This is a genomic window from Gilliamella sp. Occ4-3 (assembly GCF_001690675.1).
Taxonomy (GTDB): domain Bacteria; phylum Pseudomonadota; class Gammaproteobacteria; order Enterobacterales; family Orbaceae; genus Gilliamella; species Gilliamella bombi.
In genome coordinates this window covers 25,034-39,342 of the sequence record NZ_LZHR01000043.1, presented here as the reverse complement: position 1 = coordinate 39,342, position 14,309 = coordinate 25,034, and the positions used below count along the sequence as shown (strand labels likewise).

Sequence of the window (14,309 nt, the reverse complement as noted above, 5' to 3'; positions counted from 1 at the left end):
TAAAGAAATGATAAAAATAAAAAATAGCTTAACAAAACTTTACAAAAAAGTAGGTGAAAAATGAAATTTTTATTCTAAAATAGAGTAGCATAGTTATATACTACTTTATGATAAAATTACTAAAAATAACATTAACTGTTTATTTTATAACAATAAATTTAAGAAAACAAGTATGAGGAATAATAAAATTATGATAAAATATGGACTTAATCGGGCATCGGGCATCGGGCATCGGGCATCGGGCATCGGGCATCGGGCATCGGGCATCGGGCATCGGGCATCGGGCATCGGGCATCGGGCATTTTGTTAATCGTTTTATTTCACCTTTAATATTACGGCAAAACGTTTTATTTTTACTGTTATCTTTCTGTTTTAAACACTTCCATTGTAAATCTCACTCTCACTTTGTTGTCAAAATAACGACACTCACAGCTCACTCAAAACCGAAACTTGCTCAAATAATGGGTTTAATCTTATTATCACAATGGATACATGTTGGTTCAGCTAATGCAATACTAACAGCAACTTCGAGTCAGGTTATTACAGGGAATGCACCGCAAGTGGTGGTGTTGTCGAGTGCAGATAAACATGGTTTTACTGTCAACGGTGTTTTTTACAGTGAGGCGAGTAGCACTATAAAATCTAGTGAAGTGAAAGAATTTGATAGTAATTTAACGCTTAACGATTTTAAAGTGGCGATTTATACTTCAACAAACTTAGATAAAGTTGAAAATTACAGCGATATAGATGGTGATAGTGCCGATCCACAGGAGCCGTTTAAAGTTGAATCGACTAATTATTGGTGGTATGACAATAATGGCGTAAGAATAATAGGTGATGATAAGAAAAAAATTATAGGTTGAGGCAGTGGTTTTTCAATGCCATTAAAACTCATCATTAAAACCAATGTTAGTGCCCATTCAGCATACGGAATTCCTGATAAAGGCGAGCAGATTACCCTAGCTAAAACTTATCAAATAGCACCAAAATCGTAGTTATGTTATGTCAAACCAAATAGCATAATTATTTATCCTGAATATCAATGGGGGTAAGCCTGGTGATAATCCAGATTTGAATTATCAAATGTATTGGAGCGAACACGATCAAAAGGTGGTGGAGGTTATACTCAAGATTATGTACCAAATTATGGTTTTAGAATTAAACCAGTCGTATCGTCAAAAACATTTCCTACAACAGGCTTTCCTGGGGCTAAATTTCAGTTAGTGATGACTGGTGCACAAGCGGATTACGATTATCAATTAATTAACAACCCTGGTGATGGGGGTGTTGTTGATAAGAATGGTATGGTTAAATTAATAAGTAAACCATCAGGAACTGTCACTATAAGGGCTGTGTTAAAAAGAGATGCATCTGTTATGCATGAGTATAGTTTTACACCAATTTCAGTTTGGGCAAAACCTCAAGGCGATTTTAAAGGAGATAGAGCAAGTGGATGGCAACGATGTGGTGGTATTAATAAGTTTCTAAGCGTTAATGAGTTAACAAATGCTCCCACTACTACTATAGAGATCGATCCTGCTATTTTCTGGGGAGGGATTTTTACACGAGCAATTGATGGTTCATTATTTAGTGAGTGGGGATTTATCAATCAAAGATCTTATCCTGATTCTCAGTGGCGTGGCGGTGTTTATTGGACACGAGATCGAGAATCTTCTTCTAAACAATATCATGTATATTCTGATTCTGGGCATATAGGCACGGGAAATGACTCTTGGAATAACTATGTTGCATGTAAGGGGTAATTTTATTGTGTAACTTTTTTCTTTATAAAGTTGAGAGTATTGCTTTATTTGTGTAATAAAACCGTATTTATAATACTAAAATTAAAACATTTTTTAGTTGATAGAATATATTATTTATTAACTCAATTTTTAACTGGTGGAGTAGTGCTTTATCGTTATTCCATCAGTTAAAAATTTAGAATGAAAAACAATGTAACTACAATTTAAAGTGCAGTTCCTTTAGTTGGAATGAAAAAATCTTTGATATAAACATCTTCTATTTCTAATAACTTTATTTTTTTATCTATTCCACCAGCATAACCAGTTAAATTACCGTTTGCGCCGATAACTCGGTGGCAAGGAATAATGATTGATATGGGATTATGACCAACAGCCCCGCCTACGGCTTGGCTAGACATGCTTGCTTTGTTTGTTTTAATGGCGATCTGTTTTGCGATATCGCCGTAAGTAATGACCTGGCCATATGGAATTTTGCATAAAATTTCCCATACTAAGTTTCGAAAAGGTGTGCCATTTGGCGCAAGCTCTAATTGGTATGGATTCGGTCTTTTTCCTGAAAAATAATCATCAAACCATTTTTTTGTTGAGTTAAAAATGGGTAAATTAGATTTTTCTTCTGTTCGTGTATTGAGTGTGTGACCAAAATATTTTTCACCTTCAATCCAAGCCCCAACGAGCTTATTTTGTTGACTGGCTAGGGTTATTAGTCCCACTGGAGATGAATAATTGCATAAATAAAACATATTGATCTTTTAGTAACATTTAATAAATACACTATTAAATTATGCTTGTTTATGACGATAAATACTACAAATTTATCGATTAATATTATGAGCTAATAGTAAATGTGGAATATGGCTCATTGGTGAGCCATATATTTTGAAGTTATTTTGCTTGATTCTTGCCTTTTTCGACGTAGCTCATATCTCCAAGGCTTTCAACAATAAATTTACCATCGTCGGTGTAACGAATTTTAGTAACACTTGCGTTACCTAATCCAGCTGTAATTGGTTTATCTTGCCACTCTTGAACCATAGCCATAATTGCTAAACCGTGAGATACCACAAGCACGTTGCCACCACCTTGTGCTTTGGCTGATTCAGCAATGGCTTTTAATGATGCTTGCATACGATTTTTTACTTTATTGTAGTCTTCGGCTTCGCCTGATTTCTCAACTGCGGCGATTGCATCCATCATTGCTTTTAGGGTAACCTTGCCTTGAGCCATATCCGCCATTAGCTCTTTATCTGATGCATACCCTAAATGCTGTGCAGCTGGTGTCCACATGTTCGGATCAAAATCTCCTTCATAATCGCCAAAACACTGTTCACGCAAGCCTTCCATTTCATTAATTTGAATTTTATCGCCTTTAGTTTCTAAAACAATGCGAGCAGTTTGTCGTGCTCTACCTAAATCACTTGAATAAACTGAAATAAATTTGACATCTCTCAACCCTCGTCCTAATTGTTCTGCAACCTCGACACCTGGCTTTGTTAGCGGTGTATCAGACCATCCTTGGGCACGGTGTACGTTATTAAACATAGTTTTACCATGGCGAGTGACATAGATATATACATCATCCGCAAAAGCTTGCGATAAGGTCGTTATTGAAATAATTAATGAACTAATTAATATAATAAATTTTTTCATTGTTTTGTCCTCTTTATAATAAATTAAATCGGTAATCAATTACCGTTTCCGCCGAAAGTGAAGGTGAACGTTGGTATTTTCCGTGTCTAAGTTTTGGTGTTAGATCCGAAGCACTGACTGTTTTATAAGACCAACCATATCCAACCTTCGATAAAATAGAAAAATTTCTAAAAGCGCCACTAGTTGGTTTCCATATATCAAAAACGTTAATTTCGCCATTTTTTAATGTATTATGTTTGTAGTTAAATTGGCCATAATTCATATATAAGCCTGTACTATTATCTTTAACAAAATCATAACTCATTACTGTTGTTAGTACCAGTTCACCATCACGCAAATAATCTGCGCCAGCAGCGGCAAGACCGTTAAAACGAGCACGAGTATTTTTACCCAAATGTCGATTATAATATCCGATAGCGTTATGTTTGTTAGCATCTGTATAAGCTAAACCGACTTTAATACTCCAGTCTTCTTCTTTCCATTCGACATCGGTTGCATAGTGCCATGCGTGATCTTCAAACTCCTTTTTGTTTTGTTTCATGGCATCATAATTGTCAAGAGCATAACTTCCGTAGAATTGTCCACCTAAGATTAATTTTTGTATTGGTTTATAAGACAATTCAATTACATGGCGTCTTAAATAATCTTTAGCAACACCATAAGAATAATCTAAAGTAAGATCTTTATTTTTATAAGCGATTTCAGCTGTTGAAATATTATTAATAATTTTTTTACGATCGGCCGTTAAAAAACGTAATTTTTTAGCGGATTCGCGGGGTAGGGTGCTATCAATATAAGCCAATGAAAAATAAACGTTATCATATTTTAGAATTCCGCTATAACCAAGATAACTATTGCGGGTAAGATGTTGGGTTGAACTTATGATACCTAAATCCTTCATGCTATGCCAACCAGCTTTCCCATTAAAGTTAATAGCATCATTACCTAATTTTATTTTGGCATAACGTTGGGTAAATTTATTAAATCCGTGAGCGTTATGTTTGTTATAGCCTTTACCATCGTTATAAAGTAGATTACGGGTCGCAAAGTAATCACTGGCGCCTAATCTTATTATGTTATCATAGGTGACATCAAAACCGATCATGTCAAATAAATAACCTGATTTATAATCAAAGCTAAATGCTTGCCCCCAAGCGCTGTGTACCTCTTTAGGTTGGGATGCATTTTCTTTTAAATATTTCCAATAGTTTCGAGTAGAAAATACAAATTTGGTGTCTTTAAAAAATGTATCATCGAGGATTGAGTTTTGGGTTGTCGCATTTGCTAGCATAGAATAACCTGATATCCCTAATAGCATTATTGTGAAATATTTTATTTTCATTGTTCCTTTTCCTAATTGTTTTTTATATTAAAAAAACCTAAATACTAAATCAGAGAATAATTCTCTAATTAATATTTAGGTTTTGCCTGCCAAAAAGCAGTAACAATCCAATAATTTAAAGTTTTGTTTTATTTTTATGTATATGTGTTTTTTATAGTAATATGATTAATTTAAATAATTTATATCTCCATTCGATTAGCTATTTACCTTGTCACATGTTTATAAAAAAATAATAGGGGGGATGAGTAGCGTCAATCCTCCCAGATTATCTTATGCTTTCAAATTTTCACCTTTTGAGGAAATCACAGATTGATACCAGTAGAAGCTTTTCTTTTTATAACGATTTAATGTGCCTGTACCATCTTGATTTAGATCTACATAAATAAATCCATAGCGTTTAGTAACTTCGGCTTTAGATGCACTGATAAGATCTATTGGTCCCCAACTGGTGTATCCCATGACTTCAACACCATCGTTGATGGCTTCTCGGATTTGTACTAAATGATCATTCATATAATTAATCCGATAATCATCATTGATTGTATTGTTTGCTTCTAATTTATCTTTGGCACCTAAGCCATTTTCGACAATAAATAACGGTTTTTGATAACGCTCATAAAGTAAATTAAGAAGATAACGAATTCCAATTGGATCGATCTGCCACCCCCATTCGGATGCCTTAAGATAAGGGTTAGGCACCATATCTAAAATATTACCTTTGGTTTTTTGTGACTCATCATCTGTTGCACAGCAACTCATGTAATAACTAAATGAAACAAAATCGACTGTTTCTTTAAGATCTTGTTTATCTTGTTCAGTAATATCAAGCTTAATATGATTTTCTTTAAAGAAGCGATTCATATAGGTTGGGTAATAGCCACGCACCTGAACATCTCCAAAAAATAACCAACCATGATTTTCTTGATGAGTTTCCCAAACATCTTCAGGTTTTGGTGTAAGAGGATAAGCCACAGCACCTAATAACATGTTACCAATTTTTGCATCTGGAATGATTTGATGACAGAGTTTAACCGCTCGACCGCTAGCAACTAATTGATGATGGATTGCTTGGTAGATTTGCTGCTTGGTGCTGTTTCTGTCTAAACCAACACCAGTAAAAGGTTCATGTAATGACATGTTGATTTCATTGAAGGTAAGCCAATATTTAACCTTATTTTTATAGCGTTCAAAAACAGTTTTAGCGTAATGAGTGAAAAATTCAATGACTTTACGATTTTCCCATCCACCATATTGAGTAACAAGATAATAGGGCATTTCATAGTGTGATAAAGTGACTAGTGGCTTTATGTTGTGTTTTGCCATTTCATCAAATAATTTGTCATAAAAGGCTAAGCCAGCTTCATTTGGTTGTTCTTCATCGCCATTAGGAAATATGCGTGTCCAAGCAATTGATGTTCGTAAACAAGTGAAACCCATTTCAGCAAATAGAGCAATATCTTCAGGATAGCGATGATAAAAATCGATAGCTTTGTCTTTTATACTAGCAATATCAGTTTCATTGCGATTGATGATGTCACCAAATAAACCATTTGGCGTACAATCTGATGTAGATAAACCTTTACCATCTTCACGGTAAGCCCCTTCAACTTGGTTAGCGGCAATGGCACCGCCCCAAAGAAAATCATTAGGAAATTTTGTTGACATGTTTTACTCCTTATTTTGGGATAACGCTAATAAAGCCTCTCCGCTTTTAATATTATCTTGTTCAAAGATACGTTGTATATCTTGATAACTATCACTATTAGTAATGATAATTGGTGTGGTAACTTCAAAACCAGCTTGTTTAATTGCCTCTATATCAAAACTGACTAACAAATCACCTTTTTTTACTTTGCTACCAGTTTCTACATGAGCTTCAAAATGTTGACCATCCAATTTAACGGTATCAATACCGATATGAATTAATATTTCAGCTCCAGATTCTGTTTGAAAGCCAATTGCGTGTTTAGTTCGAAATAATGACACAACTTCACCATCATCAGGGGCGACAGCTTGACCAACAGTTGGAATGATTGCAATACCTTTACCCATTAATTCACTGGCAAATGTAGGATCTTTTACCTCACTTAATGGATTGACTTTGCCTGTCATTGGGCTGTAGATCGTGATTTTATGTTCAGTTTCCATATTGTTAGAAGATGAATTATCAATTTCATCCGTTTGAGATTTATCTTTAGGTATACCAAAGAAATAAGTAACGATTGTTGCAATTGCAAAGGAAATAATTGTAGCAATAACAACCGCATAAAATCTTGAATCGACCCCTTCAATTGGAATTAATTGTAAAAATGAAAATATACTAACCATACCAAATGAATAAGTGACAGTGTGATGGTAACCAACAATAGCCCCACCGATTGCGGCAGACAAACAACCAATAATAAATGGTTTTTTTAATGGTAAATTCACACCATAGATTGCGGGTTCTGTTACACCAAAAATCCCTGATAATACAGATGAACTTGCTAATGCTTTAAATTGTTTATCTTTAGAACGTAACATTACCGCCAATGCAGCCCCTGTTTGTGCAAAAACAGCCGGTAATAAAATAGGTAACATAAAGTCTTCATGATAAAGAGCCAAGTTATTCATTGAAAATGGTACTAATCCCCAATGAACCCCAAATATCACCATGATTTGCCAGCTAGCGGCTAAAATCATTGAAGCAATTACAGGGTTTAATTGATAGATGAAGATAATTCCAGAGGCAATAAGGTCACTTAACATTGACACAACTGGACCAATAACCGCAAAAGTTAACGGTACGGTAATTAATATGCTGAGTAATGGCGAGATAAATTTTTTAAATGAATCATGCAATATTTTATTAAAAGCACGTTCAAATATAGAATATACCCAACTCGCTAAAATAATTGGAAATACCGATGATGCATAAGGGATTAGACTAATTGGGATTGAAAAGAATTCGGTTTGTAATTCTAATGCGCCTCCCATCATACCGACAATATTAGGGTGAACTAATGCACCACCAATTGCCATGCCTACATAGGGATTACCGCCAAATTTTTTAACAGCAGAAAATCCTAAAATAATAGGTAGGTAATAAAAAGGTGCATCAGCAATGGCAAATAGGAAATTATAAGTAGGTGTTTCAGGGATAATGACATTGATTACTTGTAACAACGAGATTAAACCTTTTAAAATCCCACCAGCAACAAGTATAGCAAGTGCTGGAATAAAAATTCCCGAAACAAGATCAATCAATTTAGAGAAAATCCCCGATTTTTTGCCTGATTGCGAGGCTGGTTCGTTATTTTCATTAAGATTTGTCAGTTGCATAATGTCACTATATACATCAGCAACATTATTACCAATAACAACCTGAAATTGTCCTCCACTTTGTACAACAGTAATAACCCCGACCAGTTTTTTTAATGTTTCTGCATCGGCTTTGTTATCATCTTTCAATACAAATCTTAAACGAGTAGCACAATGCACTAAGCTGATAACATTGTCCTTACCCCCAACATGTTGAATAATTGATTCGGCAAGCTGTTTGTTTTTCATACCTTATCCTTTTCAATGCAAAAAAAAACCTAAATCCCTTTAATTTAAGGAATTTAGGTTTTGCTTGCATAGCTAACTGCTTTTCTATGCAATAACAATCCAAAAATGATTTAATAAAATTAGCATGATTTAAGAATAATGGATATAGTTTGTTTAAATATAATGATTAAAATGTGAGTTATATCACATTATTGATTTTTCAGTTCAGTTCGTAATCGTTCAATATGAATAGTTAAATAGAGACTATCGTCATCAGAAAGTGGATGTTGATATTGTTGTATTAAATGTAAATCTATCTGTTTAGTACAAAGATAGGCTAGTTCGTATTTTTGTCGTACTAATTCATACAAAGAATTATCTTGTTGTGTTTGCTTGCTGTGGCTTAAAATACGGTGAGCAAAAAATTTTAAATGAGTAACAAAACGTTGATAAGATAGGCAATTTTCGTCATATTCAAAGTTAAAGTGATATTTCACTATATTAAGAATTTCGTGCATGATTTTAGTCATATTAACAATATTGGGCATTGTGTCATTTAATTGCGCATTGATAATATGAAAAGTAATAAAACCAGCTTCGTCTTCTGGTAATTCAATTGATAATCGTTCTTTTATTATTGATAAGGCATACAAACCGATTTGAAACTCTTTAGGGTAAAACTTTTTGATTTCCCATAGAAATCCATTAGGAATATCAAAACCTTGTTTATGGCGCTCAATAGCAAAATGGATATGGTCGGTCAGCGAAATATAAATGCTGTCTTGTAATTTGCCATCTATGCATTGTTTTGCATGATTAATAATAATTTCAGATGTGGTTAACACTTCAAAAGGAATCTTTGAAAGCAATTCTTCAAATTTAGGGTATGTTTCTTTATTATTGAGTGAAAACTGCTTCTCTATGAGACTTGTATCAATTAAGTCACCTTCACGTTTTTTAAATCCAATTCCACGACCAGTAACAATTAATTCATTACCTTTAGCATCAAGTGTAACAATAACATTGTTGTTTAATATTTTATAAACTTTCATTGGGTATGATTAATTATATATGTCTATTTATTATGAATAGTCATAGAAAAATCGGAAGCAAAAATATAAAGAAATGTGATAAATATCATATTTTAAAAAATATTGTTTTTCTTTTACTATAAAAAAGCCCCGATAGGGTTAATGTATCGAGGCTGATTAGTCTATTATTTTATTATTGTGCTAATAATTTATTCATTGTTTGAATAAATTTACTTGGATCGCTAAGTGAACCTTTTTCAGCAAGTAAAGCCTGATCTAATAGTAGTTCTACCCAATCGTTAAATGCGCTTTCATCTTGCGTATCAGCAATACGTTTAACCAGCTTATGATCTGGGTTGATTTCAAACGTGTATTTGATTTCTGGTGCTTTTTGACCTGCTGCTGCAAACAATTTAGCCATTTGTGTGCTCATTTCGTCGGCAGCAGTGGTAACAATCGCAGGTGTATCAGTTAAGCGATGCGTTAATTTTACTTCTTTCACTTTATCGCCTAATGCAGTTTTAACTCGTTCAATAAATGGCTCAAGTTCTTTTTCAACTTGCTTTTGCTGTTCACTATCTTGATCAGCTAATTTTTCGATTGATTCGTCTGATTTACTGATAGATTGGAACTGTTTGCCATCAAATTCAGTTAAGTTACTCATCATCCATTCATCAATACGATCGGACAATAACAATACTTCAATACCTTTTTTACGGAATAGCTCAAGATGAGGACTATTTTTTGCCGCACCATAGCTATCAGCGGTAATATAGTAGATCTTTTCTTGACCTTCTTGCATTCGGCTAATGTAATCTTCTAGTGATATTGTTTGCGCATCGCTATCGCTATGAGTTGACGCAAAACGAAGTAATTTTGCAATTGCTTCACGGTTGGCAAAGTCTTCACCAGTACCTTCTTTTAATACTAAACCAAACTCACTCCAGAACTGTTGATACTGTTCTTTATCGTCTTTAGCAAGTTTTTCAAGCATTTGTAACACACGCTTAGTACATGCATTACGTAAGTTTTGGGTAATTTTGTTATCTTGCAAAATTTCGCGCGATACATTTAATGGCAAATCATTTGAATCAATTAAGCCTTTTACAAAACGTAAATAGTTAGGCATAAATTGTTCAGCATCATCCATAATAAATACACGTTGTACATACAGTTTTAAGCCGTGTTTATTATCACGATTCCACATATCCCAAGGCGCTTTTGCTGGAATATAAAGTAAGCTAGTATATTCTTGTTTACCTTCAACACGGTTATGACTCCAACTTAATGGATCGGCAAAGTCGTGTGATAAATGTTTATAAAACTCTTTATATTCCTCGTCAGTCACTTCTGATTTACTACGAGTCCATAGAGCTTGTGCTTTGTTAACCTTTTCCCATTTGACTTCTTTGCTTTTTTCATCAGTAGTTTGTACTTCAACAGGCAGTGAAATGTGATCAGAATATTTACTGATAATAGAGCGTAAACGCCAATCGTCTAAAAACTCTTTTTCATCTTCTTTTAAGTGTAAAGTAATTTCTGTACCACGAGTTTCTTTATTATCATCTGATATAGTATATTCACCTTCACCTGTTGACTCCCACATAACTGCTTCGTCGGCTTTTGCGACGGCTGCGCGCGTTCTAACTGTGACTTTATCGGCAACGATAAAAGCAGAATAAAAACCTACACCAAACTGACCAATAAGTTGGCTATCTTTGGCTTGATCGCTACCAATAGACTCTAAAAATGCTTTGGTACCTGATTTAGCAATAGTACCTAAGTTTTCAATCACTTCATCACGAGTCATACCAATACCATTATCGGCAATAGTCAAAGTGCCTGCTTCTTTATTGGTCGAAATACGCACACCAAGTTCACCATCGCCAGCATATAGATCTGGATTTTCTAACGCTTTAAATCGAAGTTTGTCGGCTGCATCGGATGCGTTTGAAATAAGTTCTCTTAAAAAAATCTCTTTATTTGAGTATAAAGAGTGAATCATTAAATGTAGAATTTGTTTAACTTCGGATTGAAATCCACGAGTTTCAGTGCCTTGCTTACTCATTGACTAGTTCCTCTATTATATTTAGTCAATTCAATTAATTCTAATGACGAAAATGATTTGTTATTAACTAACTTTTATCATTTTGCTCATTTAATAGCGCATTGCCTGTTAGATTAACTGAATAAAATTAACATAATGGTTTGATTTATTGATGTATTGCTATATGGGAGTAAAAAAAAAGATTTCAATAGGGGGGTAAGACATTTATTCATTGTTTGGTTATTTTTTGTTAAAAATGCAAAAAGAGAACAAAAAAAGCCTTAAAGAGGTCAAGGCTTTTTAATTAAAAGTTGTTTTAAATTAATAAAAGCTACATAAATCCATAAACAAGAATTAAAATAACAGCAACTGGAATAACGAATCGTGATAAAACAGTCCAAATGTTAAACCAGAAATTATTTAAATTTAATTCTTCACGGATACGTTTTTGGTTCATCATCCAAGCACCAAATATCACAGTGCCTAAACCTGTAACAGGTAACATTATTTTACTAGTTAAGTAATCAAGCAAATCAAATATATTTTTACCAAATAGTTTCACTTCAGCCCATTCATTAAATGATAAAATACATGCGATACCTAATGCCCAAATAACTAAACTACTTAAAATTGTTGCTGATTTTCTACCCAATGGTGTTTTTTCTTCTAACAATTCAACTGTTGGTTCAAGTAATGAAATAGAAGAAGTTAATGCAGCAAAAGTAAGAAAAATAAAGAATAAAACACCTAAAACAGTGCCGCCAGCCATATTACCAAAAGCAATCGGTAAGGTGACAAAAATAAGTCCTGGACCTTCACCAGGTTGTAAACCGTTAGCAAATACCAGTGGGAAAATCGCCATACCAGATAGCATCGCCACAATTACATCTAAAATAACTACAGTACGTGCAGTTGATAGTAAGTTCACATCTGAACCCAGATAAGAACCATATGCCATCATAATACCCATACCTAAAGATAGACTAAAAAATGCATGTCCCAATGCTGCCAATACTGCTGTACCGTTAATTGCAGACCAATTAGGAGTGAATAAAAATTTAAAAGCATCATAAAAAGATGGACCGCTAACATAAGCAGCATAACCAACTAAAACAAGTAATAACACTCCGAGCCCAGGCATCATCAATTTACAACCGCGTTCTAAACCAGCACCAACACCAAGAGCAACAATAAATGCTGTAGCAAACATAAATACGGTGTGCCAAGTTAGTAGACTGTTAACATTGCCAAGGAAGTGGGTAAAAAGTTGACCAGTAGCTTCGCCATTAGCACCTTCGAAAGAACCTTGGGCTGCTAAAACAATGTAATCAGTCGCCCACCCCCCGATAACACTATAAAATGATAGGATTAAAAAAGAACCTACTACACCAATGATACCAACCCAGCGCCATGATTTAGAACGGCCTTCTGAAACAGCGACATCTTCCATAGTATGAATTGGATTTTTTTGCCCTCGACGCCCAATTAACCATTCTAAAACTAAAATTGGCAAGCCAATAACAAACATAAATAGTAAATAGGTAAGCACAAACGCAGAGCCACCCATTTCACCAGCCATATAAGGGAATTTCCAAATATTACCTAACCCAACAGCAGAACCAGCCGCGGCCAGCATAAATCCCATGCGCGAACTCCACTGTGAGTGACTTTTTTTCATAGTACCCGTACTCATTAATATTGTTTCCTTTAATCTTAATTAGTTTAATTTAGCGTTGTGAAAAAAGTGTGTCATTTTATAAATGAAATTTTAATCATGCCATGAAATACTTCTATAAACAAGATATTATGCAAGTTATTGGTTATATCCGTATAAATTTTTAGCGAGTATCGATAGGATATGTATCATATTTATTTTTAATAACGATTATACTAATCAATATGTCATATTAAACATTTTTAAAACACTCAAAAAGAAGAAATCTACAATAAAAAATTACAACATCGCCAATTAAAGGCAAAATCAATTATATTTGTTAAAAATTATGATATGTTTTGAACTAAATAAATTCATTTAAGAACGATACCTTCTCACTGTCTTATTAATTGACGTAATAATCTTTTTGTAGGATAAATTATAAAGTAAACGCAGTGTTTAATATGTTATTTTTTTGATAAACAAGTTTAATTAGGCCGATTTATTGATAATCACAAGAACATAGCATATAGTTAATTTTAGATTTTACTGATATCAAAGAGCTACTATGTCACAAAACATCGACCAAAATGAAATTGACAAATTTTCACGACTTGCTGCCGATTGGTGGAACCCAAATGGTAAATGCAAACCGTTACACATTATCAATCCACTGCGTGTGGATTATATAAAACAAAAATGTGGATCACTAACCAACAAACTTGTGCTTGATGTTGGCTGTGGGGGAGGGATATTATCTGAAAGCCTAGCCAAATTAGAGGCAAATGTTACCGCCATTGATCTTGCTGATGAATCGCTTACCGTTGCCAAAATTCATGCCGAACAAAATGGTCTTACGATCGATTATCAAAAGCAAACGGTTGAAAAATATGCACAACAACATCCTGCCAAGTATGATGTCATTACTTGTATGGAGTTATTAGAACATGTACCTGATCCTTTTTCTGTCATACAAGCCTGTGCAAAATTGCTTAAACCAGGAGGTAAACTATTTTTATCGACTATTAACCGTAATCATAAAGCAAAATTGTTATTGATTTATGGAGCAGAATATATTGCTCGCTTAGTGCCCAAAGGTACGCACGACTTTAATCGCTTCATTCGCCCATCAGAGTTAATGGCGTTTGTTGAGCAAGCAAAATTAGATGTAGAGGCTATTATCGGTATGGAATATCTTTTATTTAAAAATCAATTCAAATTAAGTCCAAATGTGGATATAAATTATATATTAATGGCACAAAAATCAGATTCATTTTAAAAATGTGATCAAATT

General features: G+C 33.9%; 11 protein-coding genes. 3 read left to right on the top strand and 8 right to left on the bottom strand.

Features of this window, described 5'->3' with window-relative positions; genetic code table 11:
• Positions 1-200 precede the first annotated feature (200 nt).
• Both A9G44_RS04935 and A9G44_RS04930 read left to right on the top strand, forming a co-directional pair.
• Positions 201-863, top strand: a complete 663-nt coding sequence (locus A9G44_RS04935) for a hypothetical protein (RefSeq protein WP_065609482.1) — start codon at positions 201-203, stop codon at positions 861-863.
• Positions 864-1,088: 225 nt separating this feature from the next.
• Complete coding sequence (locus A9G44_RS04930) at positions 1,089-1,763, top strand: hypothetical protein (RefSeq protein WP_065609479.1); 675 nt, start codon at positions 1,089-1,091, stop codon at positions 1,761-1,763.
• A 203-nt stretch (positions 1,764-1,966) separates the two neighbouring features.
• Here A9G44_RS04930 and A9G44_RS04925 read toward each other — a convergent pair whose 3' ends face one another.
• From A9G44_RS04925 to A9G44_RS04890, 8 genes are all read right to left on the bottom strand, one after another.
• Positions 1,967-2,506, bottom strand: a complete 540-nt coding sequence (locus A9G44_RS04925; RefSeq protein WP_065609477.1) for a methylated-DNA--[protein]-cysteine S-methyltransferase — start codon at positions 2,504-2,506, stop codon at positions 1,967-1,969.
• Positions 2,507-2,648: 142 nt separating this feature from the next.
• Entirely contained in the window at positions 2,649-3,413 is a 765-nt protein-coding gene (locus tag A9G44_RS04920; RefSeq protein ID WP_065609484.1) for a histidine phosphatase family protein, read from the bottom strand.
• A gap of 13 nt (positions 3,414-3,426) precedes the next feature.
• A complete protein-coding gene (locus A9G44_RS04915; RefSeq protein ID WP_065609475.1) occupies positions 3,427-4,755 on the bottom strand; it encodes an OprD family outer membrane porin in 1,329 nt (442 codons plus the stop codon).
• 270 nt (positions 4,756-5,025) lie between these two features.
• On the bottom strand, positions 5,026-6,420 hold the full coding sequence (locus A9G44_RS04910; RefSeq protein WP_065609473.1) for a glycoside hydrolase family 1 protein: 1,395 nt from the start codon (positions 6,418-6,420) through the stop codon (positions 5,026-5,028).
• A gap of 3 nt (positions 6,421-6,423) precedes the next feature.
• Complete coding sequence (locus tag A9G44_RS04905) at positions 6,424-8,304, bottom strand: beta-glucoside-specific PTS transporter subunit IIABC (RefSeq protein WP_065609471.1); 1,881 nt, start codon at positions 8,302-8,304, stop codon at positions 6,424-6,426.
• 188 nt (positions 8,305-8,492) lie between these two features.
• Positions 8,493-9,335, bottom strand: a complete 843-nt coding sequence (gene licT / locus A9G44_RS04900; protein WP_065609469.1) for a BglG family transcription antiterminator LicT — start codon at positions 9,333-9,335, stop codon at positions 8,493-8,495.
• Positions 9,336-9,507: 172 nt separating this feature from the next.
• Positions 9,508-11,382: a molecular chaperone HtpG gene (gene htpG, locus A9G44_RS04895; RefSeq protein WP_065609467.1), complete on the bottom strand. Its 1,875-nt coding sequence runs from the start codon at positions 11,380-11,382 to the stop codon at positions 9,508-9,510.
• Positions 11,383-11,692: 310 nt separating this feature from the next.
• The gene (locus A9G44_RS04890; RefSeq protein ID WP_202961520.1) at positions 11,693-13,054 is read right to left on the bottom strand and encodes a sodium-dependent transporter; all 1,362 of its coding nucleotides are present in this window, start codon (positions 13,052-13,054) and stop codon (positions 11,693-11,695) included.
• Positions 13,055-13,583: 529 nt separating this feature from the next.
• On the opposite strand from A9G44_RS04890, the gene ubiG reads away from it, so the two are divergent.
• Complete coding sequence (gene ubiG / locus A9G44_RS04885) at positions 13,584-14,294, top strand: bifunctional 2-polyprenyl-6-hydroxyphenol methylase/3-demethylubiquinol 3-O-methyltransferase UbiG (RefSeq protein ID WP_065609465.1); 711 nt, start codon at positions 13,584-13,586, stop codon at positions 14,292-14,294.
• Positions 14,295-14,309 lie beyond the last annotated feature (15 nt).